This window comes from Saccharopolyspora sp. NPDC002376 (genome assembly GCF_053593195.1).
In genome coordinates this window covers 1-17,285 of record NZ_JBSFBZ010000094.1, presented here as the reverse complement: position 1 = coordinate 17,285, position 17,285 = coordinate 1, and the positions used below count along the sequence as shown (strand labels likewise).

At 68.6% G+C, this 17,285-nt stretch carries 17 protein-coding genes and 1 pseudogene; 11 read left to right on the top strand and 7 right to left on the bottom strand.

The features are described 5' to 3' along the window. Positions 1-144: 144 nt before the first annotated feature. From ACWCO2_RS35255 to ACWCO2_RS35235, 5 genes and pseudogenes are all read right to left on the bottom strand, one after another. Complete coding sequence (locus ACWCO2_RS35255; protein WP_450132144.1) at positions 145-1,305, bottom strand: cytochrome P450 family protein; 1,161 nt, start codon at positions 1,303-1,305, stop codon at positions 145-147. 253 nt (positions 1,306-1,558) lie between these two features. Beyond that, entirely contained in the window at positions 1,559-2,380 is an 822-nt protein-coding gene (locus tag ACWCO2_RS35250; protein WP_450132143.1) for an FAD binding domain-containing protein, read from the bottom strand. Next, entirely contained in the window at positions 2,377-2,850 is a 474-nt protein-coding gene (locus ACWCO2_RS35245) for a (2Fe-2S)-binding protein (RefSeq protein ID WP_270949545.1), read from the bottom strand. Before ACWCO2_RS35245 ends, ACWCO2_RS35250 begins: the two co-directional genes overlap by 4 nt. Before the next feature lie 83 nt (positions 2,851-2,933). Continuing rightward, a pseudogene (locus ACWCO2_RS35240) lies at positions 2,934-5,191 on the bottom strand (xanthine dehydrogenase family protein molybdopterin-binding subunit). Positions 5,192-5,446: 255 nt separating this feature from the next. After that, positions 5,447-6,169 (bottom strand): LLM class flavin-dependent oxidoreductase, encoded by a 723-nt coding sequence (locus ACWCO2_RS35235; protein WP_450132142.1) that lies wholly within the window; start codon positions 6,167-6,169, stop codon positions 5,447-5,449. Positions 6,170-6,208: 39 nt separating this feature from the next. Between ACWCO2_RS35235 and ACWCO2_RS35230 the strand changes: the two genes are divergently transcribed. The 8 genes from ACWCO2_RS35230 (at position 6,209) to ACWCO2_RS35195 (ending at position 11,743) form a co-directional block, all read left to right on the top strand. Beyond that, positions 6,209-6,352, top strand: coding sequence for a hypothetical protein (locus ACWCO2_RS35230; protein ID WP_450132141.1), 144 nt, complete (start codon positions 6,209-6,211; stop codon positions 6,350-6,352). Positions 6,353-6,474: 122 nt separating this feature from the next. Beyond that, entirely contained in the window at positions 6,475-6,759 is a 285-nt protein-coding gene (locus tag ACWCO2_RS35225) for a hypothetical protein (RefSeq protein WP_450132140.1), read from the top strand. Positions 6,760-6,822: 63 nt separating this feature from the next. Beyond that, positions 6,823-7,623: a hypothetical protein gene (locus tag ACWCO2_RS35220; RefSeq protein WP_450132139.1), complete on the top strand. Its 801-nt coding sequence runs from the start codon at positions 6,823-6,825 to the stop codon at positions 7,621-7,623. A 10-nt stretch (positions 7,624-7,633) separates the two neighbouring features. After that, a complete protein-coding gene (locus tag ACWCO2_RS35215; protein ID WP_450132146.1) occupies positions 7,634-9,532 on the top strand; it encodes a fumarate reductase/succinate dehydrogenase flavoprotein subunit in 1,899 nt (632 codons plus the stop codon). Then, positions 9,532-10,275: a succinate dehydrogenase/fumarate reductase iron-sulfur subunit gene (locus ACWCO2_RS35210; protein ID WP_450132138.1), complete on the top strand. Its 744-nt coding sequence runs from the start codon at positions 9,532-9,534 to the stop codon at positions 10,273-10,275. The genes ACWCO2_RS35215 and ACWCO2_RS35210 overlap by 1 nt, the downstream gene beginning before the upstream one ends. Positions 10,276-10,344: 69 nt before the next feature. After that, positions 10,345-10,929: a TIGR03086 family metal-binding protein gene (locus ACWCO2_RS35205; protein ID WP_450132137.1), complete on the top strand. Its 585-nt coding sequence runs from the start codon at positions 10,345-10,347 to the stop codon at positions 10,927-10,929. Next, the gene (locus ACWCO2_RS35200) at positions 10,930-11,463 is read left to right on the top strand and encodes a DUF5753 domain-containing protein (protein WP_450132136.1); all 534 of its coding nucleotides are present in this window, start codon (positions 10,930-10,932) and stop codon (positions 11,461-11,463) included. 10 nt (positions 11,464-11,473) lie between these two features. Further along, positions 11,474-11,743: a DUF397 domain-containing protein gene (locus ACWCO2_RS35195; RefSeq protein ID WP_450132145.1), complete on the top strand. Its 270-nt coding sequence runs from the start codon at positions 11,474-11,476 to the stop codon at positions 11,741-11,743. Positions 11,744-12,545: 802 nt separating this feature from the next. Here the strand turns inward: ACWCO2_RS35195 and ACWCO2_RS35190 are convergent. Beyond that, positions 12,546-13,418: an SDR family oxidoreductase gene (locus ACWCO2_RS35190; RefSeq protein ID WP_450132135.1), complete on the bottom strand. Its 873-nt coding sequence runs from the start codon at positions 13,416-13,418 to the stop codon at positions 12,546-12,548. 160 nt (positions 13,419-13,578) lie between these two features. On the opposite strand from ACWCO2_RS35190, the gene ACWCO2_RS35185 reads away from it, so the two are divergent. Beyond that, on the top strand, positions 13,579-14,898 hold the full coding sequence (locus tag ACWCO2_RS35185; RefSeq protein WP_450132134.1) for an acyl-CoA thioesterase/bile acid-CoA:amino acid N-acyltransferase family protein: 1,320 nt from the start codon (positions 13,579-13,581) through the stop codon (positions 14,896-14,898). Then, positions 14,895-15,674: a hypothetical protein gene (locus tag ACWCO2_RS35180; protein WP_450132133.1), complete on the top strand. Its 780-nt coding sequence runs from the start codon at positions 14,895-14,897 to the stop codon at positions 15,672-15,674. Before ACWCO2_RS35185 ends, ACWCO2_RS35180 begins: the two co-directional genes overlap by 4 nt. Positions 15,675-15,732: 58 nt before the next feature. On the opposite strand, the gene ACWCO2_RS35175 is transcribed toward ACWCO2_RS35180, so the two are convergent. Continuing rightward, on the bottom strand, positions 15,733-16,332 hold the full coding sequence (locus tag ACWCO2_RS35175; RefSeq protein ID WP_450132132.1) for a DUF305 domain-containing protein: 600 nt from the start codon (positions 16,330-16,332) through the stop codon (positions 15,733-15,735). A gap of 385 nt (positions 16,333-16,717) precedes the next feature. On the opposite strand from ACWCO2_RS35175, the gene ACWCO2_RS35170 reads away from it, so the two are divergent. Continuing rightward, the coding region (locus ACWCO2_RS35170; RefSeq protein ID WP_450132131.1) for a cbb3-type cytochrome c oxidase subunit I at positions 16,718-17,285 on the top strand (568 nt) is incomplete at its 3' end.

Genomic DNA, 17,285 nt, shown 5'->3' with positions numbered 1-17,285 from the left:
TATTGGACATACATAAAAACGGGATCCCGCAGCCAGGCGGCGTCTGAGGTTCCGCCACCCGCACCGCCACGCAAAACGAGCCTGGAAAAACCTCAATGGAAATCGGACGTCTGATTTCAATGGAAATCGCGTCGGGGAAGCCGGTCAGCGGAGGGTGACGGGGAGGGTGCGGAGGCCTCGGTTGCGGAAGGAGTTCCGCCAGTGGAGTTCTTGTTCCGGGACCGCCAAGGCCAGGTCGGGGAAGCGGGTGAGCAGCGTGTTCAGGCCGATCTCTGCTTCCATTCGGGCGAGGGCGGCGCCGAGGCAGTAGTGCGGTCCGTGACCGAAGGCCAGGTGCGGGTTGTCCGCTCGGTCCAGATCCAAGTGATCGGGATCGGCGTAGCGGCCGGGGTCGTGGTGGGCCGAGACCAGGGATAGCAGGACGGTTTCGCCTGCTGGGATGGTCACGCCGCCGATTTTCACGTCCTCCAGGGGGAATCGGCGGATCGCGAGCTGGGGTGGCGGGTCGAAGCGCAGCAGTTCGTCCACAGTGGCCGGTGTGATGACCTGGCTTGCTCGGGCGAGCGCTGTTGGGTTGGTCAGCAGTGCGACCAGGCCGTTGCCCAGGACGTTCACCGTGTTCTCGTAGCCCGCGAACAACACCAGGAACGCCGCGGAGGTCAGCTCGTCCTCGGAGAGCCGGTCTTCCTCGTCGCGCAGCGAGACCAGCGTGCTCAGGAAGTCCGTGCCGGGGTTCGAGCGCTTCGCGGCGATCAGGTCGAGCAGGTAGCCGTGGAGCGCGGCGAGCGCGTTGCGGGCCTGGCCGGGGGTTTCCGGGGCGAGCAGGTTGTCCGTCCAGGAGCGGAAGTCCGGCCGGTCGGTCTCGCCGACGCCGAGCAGCTCGCAGATCACCGCGATCGGCAGCGGTCCGCAGTAGGCCGGCATCAGGTCTGCTTCGCGCTCGGTCAGGTCGTCCAGCAGGGCGTCGGCGAGCTGCTGGACGCGGGGGCGCAGCGGCTCGATCTGGCGCGGGGCGAAGGCCTTGCCGATGATCCGGCGCAGCCGGGTGTGCTCCGGGGCGTCCATGTTCAGCAGGTTCGCGTCCAGCGCGGGCGGCAGCGAGAAGCCGCTGTAGCCGCCGGTGGAGTTCTTCTTGTCCAGCGACAGCCGGGGATCGGCCAGCGCGGCGCGGACGTCGGAGTAGCGCGTGACCAGCCAGATCGACGTGCCGTCCGGGGCGGTGGCGCGGTGGACCGGGCCTTGCTCGCGGAGTCGGGCGTAGGTGGCGCGCGGTTCGGTGACGAAGGCGGAGTCGATCTCGATCACGTCCCCGGAACCTACCCGAGTTGTCGACCGGGTTCCCTGGGCGTGTCCAGTCCCGACATGCCCTGGCGCGTCGGGCGGGTTGCCAATTTCGCGAGAAATTGACCATCACCCGGGTGAACGTCAATTTCGCGCGAAATTGGGCCAGCCCTTCGCCCGACCGCCGCCCCCCAAGGTGGCGCTTCGCGCCGCTGTTATTTGGACCCGGGTGAACGAGGGGCCCGCGACCAGGTCGCGGGCCCCTTCGTCTCGGCGGTTACACGCCGCGGGTTGCGGCGTTCTCCAGGGCCCTTCTGACCAGGACCTTCGCCAGGTGCTTGCGGTAGGTCGCGCTCGCGCTGGCCTGGTCCGGCGGGGAGGTGTCCTCCGCCGCTCGCTCCGCGGCTTCGGCCGGGCTCGCCCCGCTCGCCAGGGCCTCCTCGACACCGCGCGCCCGCATCGGCGCCGGGCCCATGTTCACCAGCGCCACGCGCTGGCCTGCGACGGCTACCCCGACCACGGCCCAGTCGATCGCGCGCTTGGTGAACTTCTGGAAGTCCCAGCCCTGCGTCGGGTTCTTGGCCACCCGGATCTCCACCAGGAGCTCGTCCTCGCCGAGCGCCGTTTCGAAGAAGTCGGTGAAGAACTCCGTCGCCGGGATCTCCCGCGTGCCAGACGGACCCTGCGCGACCACCACCGCGTCCAGCGCCAGCGCCACCGCCGGCAGGTCCGAGGCCGGGTCACCGTGCACCAGCGAGCCGCCGATCGTGCCGCGGTGGCGGACCTGCGGGTCACCGATGGTGCCCGCCGCGTGCGCCAGCAGCGGCACTTCCCGCTGCAGCAGCTCGGAGTGCTCCAGGTCGTGGTGCCGGGTCAGCGCGCCGATGCGGACCTGGTCGCCGTCCTCGCGGATGTAGGACAGCTCGCGCAGCCCGCCTACGTCGATCAGCACTTCCGGCACCGCCAGCCGCAGCTTCATCAGCGGTAGCAGGGAATGCCCGCCGGCCAGCAGCTTCGCGTCGTCGCCGTGCTCGGCGAGCAGGCCCAGCGCCTCCTCGACGGAACCGGCCTTCTTGTAGGTGAACGCGGCAGGGATCATTCCGCGGCCCCCGACTTCTCCTCGGCCGCGCTCAGCACGGCGCGGACGATGTTGTGGTACCCGGTGCAGCGGCAGAGGTTGCCCTCGAGCCCGGCGCGCACGTCGGCTTCCGTCGGGTTCGGGTTCTCCTCCACCAGGGACACCGAGGCCATCACCATGCCCGGGGTGCAGAACCCGCACTGCAGGCCGTGCTCCTTCTGGAACGCGCGCTGCATCGGGTGCAGCTGCTCGCCGTCGGCGAGGCCCTCGATGGTGGTCACCTCTTGGCCGTCCACCTGAGCGGCCAGCACGGTGCACGACTTCACCGACTCGCCGTCGAGCAGCACCGTGCATGCGCCGCAGGACGTGGTGTCGCAACCGATGTTGGTGCCGGTCAGTTCGCAGTTGTCCCGCAGGTACTGGACGAGCAGGGTGCGGTCCTCGACCTCGTGGCTGCGCTGCTCGCCGTTGACGTTGATCGAAACTTGCACGAATCGAACTCCTAAGCAAGTGGCGGATGAGCGGCCGTCGGGAAACGGTCGATCACTCCACCTGAACCAATTCCACCGGTCTTCTATGCCTCGTTGATCGCCCGCCACACCCGTTCGGGCGTGGTCGGCATGTCGATGTGCCGGACGCCGAGGTGGGCGAGGGCGTCCACCACCGCGTTCTGCACCGCGGGGGTGGCTCCGATGGTGCCCGCTTCGCCGATCCCCTTCACCCCCAACGGGTTGAGCGTGGTCGGGGTTTCCATCGTGAGCAGCTCGAAGCTGGGCAGCTCGGCCGCGGTGATGAAGGCGTAGTCGGCGAGGTTGGCGTTCTGCGGGTTGCCGTCGGCGTCGTAGGAGACCTCCTCGAGCAGTGCTTGCGCGGCGCCCTGAGCGATGCCGCCGTGGCGCTGGCCCTCGGTGAGGATCGGGTTGATGATCGTCCCGGCATCGTCGACGGTCACGTGCCGGAGGTAGTCGACCTTGCCGGTCTCGGTGTCGACTTCGACCACCGCGAGGTGCGAGCCGAACGGGAAGGTCGGCCGGTCCTCGGTGAACCGCACGTCGGAGGCCAGCACGTCCTCGGACTTCTCCGCCAGTTCGGCCCAGGACAGCGCGATGTTCGGCGTGCCGCGCACCTGCCACTTGCCCTCGGTCAGCTCGAGGTCGGCTTCGTCGATCTCGATCAGCTCGGCGGCCAGCTTGCGCGCCTTGTCCTTGACGTCCACCGCCGCCCGGTGCACCGCCGACCCGCCCAGCTGCAGCGACCGCGAGCCCATCGTGCCCACGCCCTCGGGGATCAGATCGGTGTCGCCGTGCACGACCTCGATCTTGTCCAGGTCGATGCCCAGCTGCTCGGACACCAGCATCGCGTAAGAGGTCCAGTGGCCCTGCCCGTGCGGGGAGCTGCCGGTGAGCACCAGGACGCTGCCATCCGGGCGGATCTCCACGTGCCCGGTCTCGCCCTCGGTGTTGTTCGGCGCGGTGATCTCCACGTAGCTGGCCAGGCCGATGCCCAGCTGGCGGGCGGAGCCCTCGGTCCGGCGCTTGGCCTGTTGCTCGCGAAGTGCCTGGTAGTCGGCGGCTTCCAGGACCGCGTCCAGGCCCTTGACGTACTCGCCGGTGTCGTAGGTCATCCCGCCCGGGGTGTCGAACGGGAACTGCTCGGGCCGCACCAGGTTGCGACGCCGCACCTCGGCGGGGTCGACGTCGATCTCGGCGGCGAACAGGTCCATCGCCCGCTCGACGGCCGCGGTCGCTTCCGGGCGTCCCGCACCGCGGTAGGCGCCGACCGGGGTGGTGTTGGTGACCACCGCGCGGGCCCGCGACTGCACCTTCGGGATGTCGTAGACGCCGCTGGCCATGAACCGGGTGAACAGCGGCAGGAACGCGCCCATCCGCGGGTAGGCGCCGACGTCCTGCACGAGGTCGAGCTGGTAGGCGAGCACCGTGCCGTCGCGGCGACCGCCGATGGCCACCACCTGCCGCTGCGCGCGGCCGTGGGTCATCCCGACCAGGTTCTCGCTGCGGCTCTCCACCCACTTGACCGGACGCCCGACCCGCTTGGCCAGGAAGGGCAGCAGTGCGGCCTCCTGTCGATGCCGATCTTGGCGCCGAACCCGCCGCCGACATCGGGGGTGATCACCCGGACCTGCTCGCGCGGCAGCCCGAGGTTGGCCATCAGCGCGTCGCGGCAGCTCTGCGCGTTCTGGTTGGACAGCCACACGGTGACCTTGTCGCCGTTCCAGGCGCAGGCCGCGGTGCGCACCTCCAGCGGCGCGGCGGCCAGCCGTTGGTTCTCGATCTGCTTGCGGACCACGACCTCGCAGTCGGCGAACAGCGATTCGTCCAGTTCACCGCTGGTGCCGGTGATGTTGGTGCCCGCGTCGGAGAACAGCAGGACCTCGTCGCGCAGGGCGTCGTCGACGTCGACCACTGGGTCCAGCGGGTCGTAGTCGACCGAGATGGTCTCGGCAGCGTCCTCGCCCTGGGCGCGGGTCTCGGTGACCACCACGGCCACCGGTTCCCCGACGTAGCGCGCGATCTCGCGGGCCAGGTGCGGACGAGCCATCGCCGCTGGTGGTGGGCCGCTCATCCCGGTGTCCGCCGGGAATGGGGGGAGGTCGACGTCGGCGCCGGTGAACACGCCGAGCACCCCGGGCAGGTCTTTGGCCTCATCGGTGTCGATCTCGGTGATTCTGGCGTGCGCCAGCGGGCTGCGCACGAAGGTCACGTGCAGCGCACCGTCCAGCTCGGGCTCGCGCAGGTCGTCGACGTAGGTCCCGCCGGCGGTGAGAAGGCGCGGGTCTTCGCGGCGTTCGACCCGGGTGCCGAGAATGCTCAATGCTGCCTCGCAGTCAGAACGATCAGTTTCGGGAACCGACCAGTGAGTCTGCTGGTGCGAATGACGATCCACAAGACTCAGCGCGACTTTTGCCGTCCGCTTTGCGGCGTTGTCCCGGTGCGTCTGGACAGCATTCACCGCCCCGCCGAGAGGCCCGGCGCTGTCGATCCGGAGTGCGTTCCAGCGTTGCGCGCTTCAGCTGTCATCACAACGGAGATTTCGGTGCAGCATGAGCGTTCGGAATAGACATTCCGATCAGGGTTGGAATACCTGCGAGGCTGCGCGGATCGTGCGCAGTGTTGCGTCGTGGGATCCGGCGCCTTCGGGCATCAGCAGGACGCGGCCGACTCCCAGCTTCGCCGCCCGGTCGGCCAGGCGCCTGCGGCATTCCGCGACGTCGCCGGCGATGTGGCAGTCGGTCAGCTTCGCGGCTTCGGCGAGGGTTTGCTCGGCGGTCGGCGCCGGGCGTTCGACCAGTGGTTTGCCGAACTTCGCGATTTGCAGTTCGACGTCCGCGATGCCGGTGGTCAGCAGCTTCTCCGCGGTCGGGGTGTCGTCGGCGATGGCGAAGTACGCCGAGTCGATGTTGTCCTGCGGCTCCAGCTGGTGGCCGTGCTCCGCCACTGCAGCGGCGTGCGCGTCGAGCACGGCGCGCTTGGTCGCCACGTCGATGAACGGGCCGAGCAGCACGGGGAGTCCGTGGCGGCCCGCCAGTCGGGCTGATTCGGGGGACGAGGACGCCAGCACAAACGGTATTCGGCGGGCCGGTGGTTCCGGCGTGATCGCGACTTCGTCGAACTGGTACCGCTGGCCACTGCCCTTCGCGCGTCCTTGCCGCAGTGCTTCTTCGAGCAGTGCCACGGGCTCGGCGATGTCGCGGAAACCGGCCATTCCGGTGCCGAACACCTCCTGGTCGATCAGCGGCTGCCCGCGCCCGACGCCCAGCGTGAAGCGGTCGCCGGAGAGGTGCTGGAGCACTGAGGTCTGCTCGGCGAGCGCGACGGTGCGGTCTCGCCGATGCAGTCCCTGCCGGAGGAGGACTTCCCGCACGTGGTGTCCTCAGCGCGGCTGACCCGGGGGCTGAGCTTCGACGACCAGTTCGAGCTGGGGTTGCAGCCGCTGCTCGCGGGTTTGGCGGACATGGCCGACCGCCCGTCCTAGCGCGATGGCTCGAGCGGGGGAACCTGGCCGAGATCAGCTTTGTGGTGCTTGTCACAAATCACCGTTGGGGGCAGAGTCGGTGCAGTAAAGAGCCACCACCCAGGCGGAAGAGGTGTTCGCCGATGGCCACGACCACCGAACTGGCCGAGCTCCAACGCGTCCTGACGCAGCTGCGCAGCAGCGTCGGAGCTGTGCGCGCCCGATACGGCGACGCTCCAGCCGTGCGTCGCCTGCACAACGACGTGGAACGCCTCGACATCGACGTCGCCGAGCTCTCCAGCGTCATGCCGGCCCAACGGCGCGGCATCGAGTCCGAGGAAGTCGTGGTCGTGCCCGACACCCCCTACGACCCGTCGCTGTGGCAGGACGCCGACGACGAGGGCCTGGGCGGCCGAGCCCCCCAGTAGCACCGGCCACCCCACAACGTCAGGTGAGCATCTCCGGACAAAAACCGACAACGAGGTCTGCGAATGTCCGCTCCCCCTTCCGCTACCGGCCGGGCACGGATCTCCGTGCGTACGCTGCGCACCGACCGGTGGTGGTTGCCGCCGCTCGTCACTTTCTTCGCGCTGCTGGCCTTCGTGATCTACGGCGTGATCCGCACGTTCATGAACCAGTGGTACTGGGTTCCCGAGTACCACTACCTGGCGCCGTTCTACTCGCCGTGCCTGTCCACGGCCTGCGTGCCGGGCGCCAGCCACTGGGGTCAGCCGGCCCCCGACCTCGGGCCGTTCGTGCCGCCGCCGATCTTCGTGCTGCCGTTCGTCCTCGGCTTCCGGCTGACCTGCTACTACTACCGGAAGGCCTACTACCGGTCGTTCTGGGCGTCGCCCCCGGCCTGCGCGGTCGCCGAACCGCACCGCCGCTACTCCGGCGAAACCCGCTTCCCGCTGATCATGCAGAACGTGCACCGCTACTTCTTCTACGCGGCGCTGATCGTGGCGGCGGTGCTCACCTACGACACGGTGATCGCTTTCCACGGCGCTGACGGCGGTTTCGGCATCGGGCTCGGCGGCCTGCTGATGGTGGTCAACGTGGTGCTGCTGTGGTCGTACACGCTGTCCTGCCACTCCTGCCGGCACCTGATCGGCGGCCGGATCAACCACTTCTCCAAGCACCCGGTGCGCTACTGGTTCTGGACCAAGGTCACCTGGCTCAACGGCAAGCACATGCTGCTCGCCTGGTCATCGCTGGTATCGGTGGCCCTCGTGGACCTCTACGTGATGTTGGTGGCCAGCGGCGCGCTTTCAGACCCGAGACTTTTCAACTAGAAGGACGTCGATAGTGGAGATCGAACGGCACGAGTACGACGTGGTCGTGATCGGCGCCGGTGGCGCAGGTCTGCGCGCGGCGATCGAGACCCGGTCGCAGGGCCTGCGCACCGCCGTGGTGTGCAAGTCGTTGTTCGGCAAGGCGCACACGGTGATGGCCGAAGGCGGCATCGCGGCCTCGATGGGCAACGTCAACTCCCGCGACAACTGGCAGGTGCACTTCCGCGACACCATGCGCGGCGGGAAGTTCCTGAACAACTGGCGGATGGCCGAGCTGCACGCGAAGGAAGCGCCGCAGCGGGTGTGGGAGCTGGAGACCTACGGCGCGCTGTTCGACCGCACCGCGGACGGGCGGATCAGCCAGCGCAACTTCGGCGGCCACGAGTACCCGCGCTTGGCGCACGTCGGGGACCGCACCGGGCTGGAGCTGATCCGCACGCTGCAGCAGAAGGTCGTTTCGCTGCAACAGGAAGACCACGCCAACTTCGGTGATTACGAGGCGCGGATCAAGGTGTTCCAGGAGTGCACGGTCACCGAGCTGCTCAAGGACGACGGCCGGATCTCCGGCGCGTTCGGGTACTGGCGGGAGTCCGGGCGGTTCGTGCTGTTCGAGGCGCCCGCGGTGATCGTGGCGACCGGCGGCATCGGCAAGTCGTTCAAGGTCACCTCCAACTCCTGGGAGTACACCGGCGACGGGCACGCGCTGGCGATGCGCGCCGGGGCGGCGCTGATCAACATGGAGTTCGTCCAGTTCCACCCGACCGGCATGGTGTGGCCGCCGAGCGTGAAGGGAATCCTGGTCACCGAGTCGGTGCGCGGCGACGGCGGAGTCCTGCGCAACTCCGAGGGCGATCGGTTCATGTTCGGCTACATCCCCGAGGTGTTCAAGGACAACTACGCCGACAACGAGGCCGAGGCGGACCGCTGGTACGACGACCCGGACAACAACCGCCGCCCGCCCGAGCTGCTGCCCCGCGACGAGGTGGCGCGGGCGATCAACAACGAGGTCAAGGAGGGTCGCGGGTCCGAGCACGGCGGTGTGTTCCTGGACGTGGCCACCCGGCTGCCCGCGGAGAAGATCACCCAGCGGCTGCCGTCGATGTACCACCAGTTCAAGGAACTGGCCGATGTGGACATCACCGCAGAGGCGATGGAGGTCGGCCCGACCTGCCACTACGTGATGGGCGGCGTGGAGGTCGACCCGGACACCGCGGCGTCGCGGGTGCCCGGCCTGTTCGCCGCCGGTGAGGTGGCGGGCGGGATGCACGGATCCAACCGCCTGGGCGGGAATTCGCTGTCCGACCTGCTGGTCTTCGGCCGCCGTGCGGGTGCCGGAGCGGCTGGCTACGTGTCCTCGCTGGGTATCCGCCCGAGCATCGCGGAGTCCGATGTGGACGATGCAGCCCGGCGGGCGCAGGATCCGTTCATCGCGTCGTCCCAGCCGGTGGGGGAGAACCCGTACTCGCTGCATTCGGAACTCCAGCAGGTGATGAACGACCTGGTCGGAATCATCCGCCGCGGCCAGGAAATGCGGCAGGCGCTGGAGAAGCTGCGCGACATCAGGGACCGCGCGCAGCACCTCGCGGTCGAGGGCAACCGCCAGTTCAACCCGGGCTGGCACCTGGCCCTGGACCTGCGGAACATGCTGCTGGTCAGCGAATGCGTGGCGCGCGCGGCGCTGCTGCGCACCGAAAGCCGCGGCGGACACACCCGAGACGACCATCCGGCGATGGACGCCGAGTGGCGCCGAAAGCTGCTGGTGTGCGAGCTGGTGGTCGACCGAGTCGAGGTGGTCGAGCAGCTGCAGCCGTCGATGCGCGACGACCTGCTGGAGCTGTTCAAGCTGGAGGAACTGCGCAAGTACTACACCGGAGAAGAGCTCGGAAACGTCCAGGTTGGGGAAATCTGATGGGATACCAGGCGCACTTCCGGGTGTGGCGCGGCGCGGACGACGGCGGGCTGCGCGACTACACCGTCGAGGTCAACGAGGGTGAGGTGGTGCTCGACATCATCCACCGGCTGCAGGCCACCCAGTGCCCGGACCTGGCGGTGCGGTGGAACTGCAAAGCGGGCAAGTGCGGCTCGTGCTCGGCGGAGATCAACGGCCGCCCCCGCCTGATGTGCATGACCCGCATGTCCACCTTCGACCGCGCGGACACCATCACGGTCACCCCGATGCGAACGTTCCCACTGGTCAAAGACCTGGTGACGGACGTGTCGTACAACTACGAGAAGGCCCGAGAGGTCTCGGCGTTCCAGCCGCCGGCGGGCCTGGAACCGGGTGAGTACCGGATGCAGCAGGTGGACGTCCAGCGCTCGCAGGAGTTCCGCAAGTGCATCGAGTGCTTCCTCTGCCAGAACACCTGCCACGTGATCCGGGACCACGACGACAACAAGCAGGCGTTCTCCGGCCCCCGCTTCCTGATGCGAGTGGCGGAACTGGACATGCACCCCCTCGACGAAGCGGAGAACCGCCCGGAAGAAGCCGGGGGAGAGCACGGCCTGGGCTTCTGCAACATCACGAAGTGCTGCACGGACGTCTGCCCGGAGAACATCCAAATAACGGACAACGCCCTGATCCCCCTGAAAGAGCGGGTGGCGGACCGTCGCTACGACCCGATCCTCAACCTCTTCCGCCGGAAGAAGGACTGAGTTTCGGCCACGGGTTGGTGGAGTTCCAGTACTGTCCGGGCGAACCGCCGGCCATCGTGGAGGGATCCCATGACCGCTTCGCCCATCGACGACCTCGCGCTGGTCCTCACCGCCACTGGCGAGCTCGTCGCCGGAGTGCAGCGCGACCAGTGGGACTCCGCGACGCCGTGCCCGGACTGGAACGTTCGCGAGCTGGTCAGCCACATGGTCATCGGACACCGGCTCTTCAACGGCATCCTGTGCGGCGAGGTGGCTCTCGCACCCGGAGCTCTGGACCCGACCAACAGCGACGTCCTCGGCAACGACCCGGCGGCCGCCTACCGAAGCGCGGCTGAAGGCCTGCTCGCCGCGTTCCGCAGGCCAGGCGTCCTGGAGCAGCGCTTCCGAGTCCCGGCAGGCGAAGTCCTCGGTATCGCCGCAGTCCACCTGCGAGCAGTCGAAGAGCTCGTCCACGGCTGGGACCTCGCCCGAGCAACGGACCAGAAACCCCGCTACGCCAACGAAGCAGTCGAACGCCAACTCGACTTCACCAAGTCGATGCTCCCCGAAATCCCCCCGACCCGAAGCCCCTTCGCCCCACCTCAAGAAGTCCCGGAAACAGCCCCACCCCTCGAAAAACTCGCAGCCCTCTTGGGCCGCCAACCAGGGTCGTGAGTGCGCAGATCCGGCGTCGTGCCGGGTTTGTTGCAATCACTGTCCTACATGGACGCTCTGTTTCGAGCTGCGGAGGGTGTCTGGTGGGACGTGCCAGACCAGACGCGTCAAACGCGGACGAACTTCCGGGCGCAGCGACAGGAGCTGGTCTGGCGGGATACGGCGGGGAAGAAGTTCCACTTCGTGATCGGCGAAGCAGCGCTGGACGACGCGGTTGACGGCCCGGAAGTGATGGCTGAGCAGCTGGATCACCTGCTGGAAGTCATGAAGACCCGCGATGAGATGACTGTTCAGCTGCTCCCGCGCGCGGTGCCGAACAACCCGGCGCGCGGAGGTGGGCTGACCGTCCTGGAGTTCGGCGCCGCCGTGCCACGGGTGGGCTTCGCGTCGGTCGTGATCGGCCCGTCTGCCTTTTACGACGCGGCAGAGGACACCTCGTCAATGCTCCGAACGTTCCAACGGCTCGCCGATCTCGCGCTGGATCATGATGAGACCAAAGCCGAGTTGGTTCGGAAGCGGAAGAGGTTGAACTAAGTTGCGCGAAGTGTTGGACACCGGGTGGTTCAAGAGCAGTTACAGCTCGAACAACAGCGACAACTGTGTTGAGGTGCGGATCGTTGCTGGTGACGAGTGGTTCAAGAGCAGCTACAGCGGAAGCGGGAACGATCACTGCGTTGAGGTTCGATTAGGGCAGCGCGTTGTTGGGGTTCGGGACTCGAAGGATCAGGGTGGGCCGGCGTTGTGGGTTGGGGCGTCCGGTTGGGGTCCGTTCGTCGGGCGGATCAAGGCTGGGGGTTTTGACGCTGCCCGTTAGGGGTTCGGGTCGTGAGTGCGCAGCAGTGTTCCAGCCCTGTTTTGCACTCACGACCCTTCATGCGCTGGCTGGTTGGGGTGTCACCACGGTGAGCCATTGGGCTTCTCGTTCGGCTGTTAGGGACTTCTTCGTCTTGTGAATTCGCCGTACCTCCCGTGTGAATTGTGTGAACAACAGATCGCACCCCGTGGTCCGTCGAATGAAAAGGGCTGGTGAGGTGTTGTCGAATCGATTTTCTAGTCCTCTGTGGACGTTTCCGGGTGGCCTGGCGGGTTTTGGTCACGGAGCTGGCGCGCCGTTCTCCGGTCGTTATGTTCAACAGCGACCGGGTCGATTTCGGAACTATTCGGAAAGTGGCGCGGGGCGAGTCGGGGAGGTGGACGTGCAGCGGACCCCTGCTGGGGTGATGAGGTGGCGTCTCACCTGCGGTTTCATCCGGCGAGTCCACGCCTGTGTTCGGGCGCCGTGGCCCCCGAAGCGGTGTCCGACCGCTCCCGAACCCTGACGCTCAGACGAAAGTCGGTCAACGCCGACCGCTGGAGATGTGCATTCCCAACGGTTTTCCGGTTCGCCGGATGATCCACTGTGGATTCTTCGGTGGCCGGGTGTTCTGCGACTGCCGCACTGGCTCGGCAGCCGTCCGCAGCACAGCGCCAGCGGCCGCGCCGGGCACACGGTGTGGACGCTGATCGCCAAGAGCGAACAAGAGCGAGGCGTGCTCAGCGAGCAGCGCTCGCGATGAACTCCGGTGGCCGGGGAAACCTTCCGCGTCAGACACCCCCGGCCACCGGTCCCAACCCGATCAGCCCTGAATCTTCTGGTTGCGCTCGCTGAGGGAGCGGCCGAGCGCGTCGACCTCCTGCTCCATCTTCGGGATCAGGCGGCGCACGGTCGGCCGCATCAGGGCCTCGACGAGCCCGGACGCGGGGAGGTTGCGCAGCCAGTGCATCAGCGCGACCGCGCGCGGCACGTAGACCCGGCGGGCGCGCCGCTCGACGCCGTCGGCGAAGGCCTTGGCGCAGTCCTGCACGCTCGTGGTGGAGCGCATCGGCCACGGCAGGCGCTTGCGCATCGCTTCGAAGGCGCTCAGGTCCTGCGCCACGTCGCGCACCATGTCGGTGTCGATCCACGACGGATGCGCGCTGCCCACCATCACGCCCAGGTGTGACACCTCCGTGCGCAGCGCGCTGGCGAGCGCCTCCGCGCCGGACTTGCTCGCGGTGTAGGCGGCCATGCCGCCGATCGGCGTGAACGCCGACAGGGACGAAACCACCAGCAGGTAGCCGCGGCGCTCGATCAGGTGCGGCAGGGCGGCGCGGGCGGTGTGGAAGACGCCGTTGATGTTGACGTCGATGGTCTTGGTGAACGCGCGCGGATCGCTCTTGCGCACGGTGCCGATAGGAGCGATCCCGGCGTTGGCGATGACCACGTCGATGCGGCCGAGCTGTTCGGCGGCGGCGTCCACCGCGGCCTTGATCGAGTCGCCGTCGGTGACGTCGGCCTCGGTCCAGAAGTGCCCCTCGCCGAGCTCCGCCGCGACGGCGGCCAGCTCGTCGGGCTCCAAGCCGACCAGGGCGAGCCGTGCGCCGCGGCGGGCCAGCTCCCGGGCGGTCTGCGCGCCGATCCCCCGCGCGGCACCGGTGATCAGGACGACCTTGCCGGACACGTTCGGCATGTGCACTCCCTTGCTCCGCGGTTATCTACTCGGCGGTAGGCTACTCATAGTAGGTTCTGCTGGACCTGCGCGGAAGGGGAGGATCGGGTTCCGCGACTTGACCCTCCAGTCGCGGGAGACCGCACCGTCGACCCCACTCGATCTTGGAGTGGAGGCTTCGATGAGACGTGTGATCGGCCTGCTGGCCGTGGCGCTGCTGCTCGCGGGGTGCGCGGGCACTGCCCGGGCCGCCCCCTCGCTGGACGTCGGCGGTGGTGCGATCGACGAGCCGCTGGAGGCGGTCGTGAGCGGGTTGGTGCCGGGGGAGCGGGCTTCGGTGTGGGCGCGGATGACCGACGACCGCGGTCGGCTGTGGACGTCGTGGGCGACGTTCGCGGCGGATCGAAGCGGGCGCGTCGACATCGCCGAGCACGCCCCGGTCAGCGGCTCCTACGCAGGAGCGGACCCCACCGGACTGCTGTGGTCGATGCGGCTGCCGTCCGGGGAGCCGGTATCCGAACCGCGGGCGGAGCTGGGCGGTCCCGAGATCCAGCTGACCCTCGGCGTCGACATCGGCGGGCGCACGGTGGCGCAGGCGCCGGTGGTGGTGCCGCTGCACGCGCCGGGCGTGCGGTCGACGCCGATCGACGAGGACGGGCTGGTCGGCGATCTCCACCTGCCGCCCGGTCCCGGACCGCACCCGGGCGTGATCCTGCTGGGCGGGTCCGAAGGCGGTCGGCCGAACCCCGAGCTGGGGCGTTTCCTGGCCGGGAAGGGGTTCGCCGTGCTGGGCCTGGCCTACTTCGGGCTGCCCGGGCTGCCACCCGCGCTGGACCGGATCCCGGTCGAGTACGGCACCCACGCGGTGGACTGGCTGCGGGCTCGACCGGAGATCTCCGACGGGCGGGTCGGTGTGGTCGGGTTGTCCAGGGGTGGCGAGTTCGCGCTGGTTCTCGGCGCGTTCTCGCCCGGCGTGGGCGCGGTGGCGTCGATCGTGGGTTCCGGAGTGGTGTTCCCCAATGCGGCACCGCCGGGATCGTCCTGGACGCATACCGGTGTCGACCTCCCGCCGCTGGTGATTGATTCGCCCGGGTCCCCGGTCGGCTTCCTGGCCTCAGCCGCGCGCGGACGCCCGGGGCAGTTCGTCGACACCCAGGGCACGACGGCCACGCCGGCGGAACTCGACCGCGCCGCGATCCCGGTCGAACGCAGCGATGCTGAATTCCTGCTGGTGTCCGGCGAGCGGGACGAGTTGTGGCCATCGCAGCTGCTGCTGGACGTCGCCGCGCAGCGGCTCGGCGACCGGGCCGAGCACGTGGTCCAGCCGGGAGCGGGGCACTTCATCCTCGACGTGCCCAACCTCCCGACTTCCTACACCACCGCGGCAGCGCTGGTCCCAGGTCTCTTCTGGATCGCAGGCGGCGGAACCCCGCAGGCCAACGCGGCAGCCACCGCGGACACCGTCCGCCGGGTCGTCGAGCTGTTCCAGGAGGAATTGTGATCAGCAGCACCGCTTTCGGGACGGCCTACGCGGCGCTGATCGCGTTCCTCGGCGTCCTGTTCGGGTATCCGATCGATCCGGTGCTGATCGGGTTGGCGGTGCCCGCGAGCCTGGTGTTCCTCGCGAGTCGAAACGCGGTCCCGATCGGAACTGCGATCCTCGCGGACCGCCGGAGGACCTGGGGGCCGATGTGGTGCCTCGGCGCTGTCACGGTGGTGGCGGTGCTCGGTGAGGTCGTGGGTTCCGGTGCGCGCATCGAGGTGGGTGGAGTGCTGATCGGCACTGGCCCGCAGTGGATCGGGGCGTTGGCGGCGGGCTGGCCGCGACTGCTCGTGCTCGTCGGTGCCGTCGCGCTCTGCGGGCTCCTGCGCGGTCAGGAACGGCCGAACCGCCGGAAGGCGCTCGGGTGGGCGGCGGTGTTGGCCGTGATCGCGACCGCGTTCACCGCTTTCGGAACCACGTTGTCCGGCGGGCTGTTGGCCTGGGCGCTGGTCGGGAACATGCTCGCTTTCGCCGTGGTGAGCTACCTGCTGCTCCGGTCCGGACTGCTGCTTCCGGTGCTGCTGCTGGCAGTCGGCGCGCTGCTGGCCGGGTTCGACGAGCAGCTCCTCGCCGTCGGCACCCCGGCGGCCACGCACCTGCTGCTCTGGCCCGCCTACCTCGTGGTGGCCTTGCTGGTGGCAGCGCTGGAAGCGCTGGCCCGACGGCTGTTCGGCGGCGGCAGCGCCCGGAGCTCCACGGTCGACCGGGCTTTGGCATCCCCCGACCTCGTCTGAAGGGAGCGCGAACGGGGCCGCAGGCGGAAGTGCCTGCGGCCCCGTTCGGTGCCTCGGATCAGAGGGCGGTGAGCTTGGTCAGCACGTCCTGCTGGTTCGCCACGAAGTCCTCGGCGAGCTTGCGCATGGCCTGGGCCTGGCCCTCCTCCTGCTCGGAGCGGGCCAGCTGCCCGGCGCTCTGCTCCAGCGCCTGCACGGCCTGCTTCCACTGCTGGTCGAACTGCGCGCCCTGGAGCTGCTTCAGCTGGTCCAGCTGCTGCTGGGTCTGCAGGCCCTGCGCGTCGGTGGCGTCCGCCGGGCCGCTGTCCGACGGCTGCCCGGCCGCGGAGGCCAGGAACGCGTCGAGCTGGGTGACCTGCAGCTGTGCCGACTGCTGGAGCTGGGTGGCGAGGGCCTTGGTCTCGGCGCCCTGCCCGTTGCTCTGGGCCAGCTGCGCCAGCTCGACGACCTGCTTGCGGTTGGCGAGCAGCTGCTGGGCGAACTCGCGGTCGGTCTCGCTGTGCTCGCCCGCCTCGTGCTGACCGGCGTGCTGCTGAGCGGTCGCCGACGGCGGCGTTCCGGGGGACGGTGGCTGGTCGCTCGGTGCCTCGGCAGGCGTGCAGCCCGCCAGTGCGAGACCGCCGATCAGCACCGCGCCGATGATCGTGCTCCTCCGCACTGCTTACCCTCCAGGATTTGGTGGACGTCGTCCCAGGGCGGCCCGTCGAACTCGCTCGCAGGTGGGCTGCCGGACCTGTTTGGTCAGTAGGCTAACCGGCCCCTTCCCGCCGGGTTCGGGCGACATGTCCGACGCAGGCGCCACGATCGCTGCCTGTCGGGTCGATCTCACTCCTGGTGACCGGGAGCGCCCCAATGAATAGGGTGGCTACGGCCCGGCCGAACTACGGCCGGGCGTCGGGACTAGTATCCGCAGTCGGCAGGCATCGCGACTGGCTCATCCCGCAGTCGCCCTGCGGGGTGTCGCATGCTGTCACCCGACCCACCCGGGTCGGGGCGGATCCAACTGGATCCGACGAAGGATTCAAGGGAGTGCAGGAGGCACCGTGACGGCCGTCGCGCCACAGCCGATCGCCACGCGCCCCTATCCGGTGCGCAAAACGGTCAAGGGTTCGTTCATGGCGCGGATGTTCCGCACCACGGACCACAAGCAAATCGGCATCCTCTATCTAGTCACGTCGATGGCGTTCTTCCTGGTCGGCGGCCTGATGGCGATGCTGATCCGCGGTGAGCTCGCCGTCCCGGGGATGCAGTTCCTCTCACAGGAGCAGTACAACCAGCTGTTCACCATGCACGGCACGGTGATGCTGCTGCTGTACGCGACGCCGGTCCTGTTCGGCTTCGCCAACTACATCCTGCCGCTGCAGATCGGTTCCCCGGACGTCGCGTTCCCGCGGTTGAACGCCCTGGGGTACTGGCTGTACACGTTCGGCGGTCTGCTGGTCATCAGCGGCTTCTTGCTGCCGGGCGGCGCCGCTGACTTCGGCTGGTTCGCCTACACCCCGCTGTCGGACGCCCTGCACTCGCCGGGCCACGGCGCTGACGTGTGGATCACGGGTCTGGTCGTCTCCGGCCTGGGTACGATCCTCGGTGCGGTCAACATGATCACCACCG

Bases quoted from the DNA above. Each gene is read 5' to 3' on its own strand.
- ACWCO2_RS35250 (WP_450132143.1), bottom strand. From the start codon at position 2,380: ATGATCCCTGCCGCGTTCACCTACAAGAAGGCCGGTTCCGTCGAGGAG.
- ACWCO2_RS35230 (WP_450132141.1), top strand. From the start codon at position 6,209: ATGCAGTCCCTGCCGGAGGAGGACTTCCCGCACGTGGTGTCCTCAGCG.
- ACWCO2_RS35225 (WP_450132140.1), top strand. From the start codon at position 6,475: ATGGCCACGACCACCGAACTGGCCGAGCTCCAACGCGTCCTGACGCAG.
- ACWCO2_RS35220 (WP_450132139.1), top strand. From the start codon at position 6,823: ATGTCCGCTCCCCCTTCCGCTACCGGCCGGGCACGGATCTCCGTGCGT.
- ACWCO2_RS35210 (WP_450132138.1), top strand. From the start codon at position 9,532: ATGGGATACCAGGCGCACTTCCGGGTGTGGCGCGGCGCGGACGACGGC.
- ACWCO2_RS35205 (WP_450132137.1), top strand. From the start codon at position 10,345: ATGACCGCTTCGCCCATCGACGACCTCGCGCTGGTCCTCACCGCCACT.
- ACWCO2_RS35190 (WP_450132135.1), bottom strand. From the start codon at position 13,418: ATGCCGAACGTGTCCGGCAAGGTCGTCCTGATCACCGGTGCCGCGCGG.
- ACWCO2_RS35185 (WP_450132134.1), top strand. From the start codon at position 13,579: ATGAGACGTGTGATCGGCCTGCTGGCCGTGGCGCTGCTGCTCGCGGGG.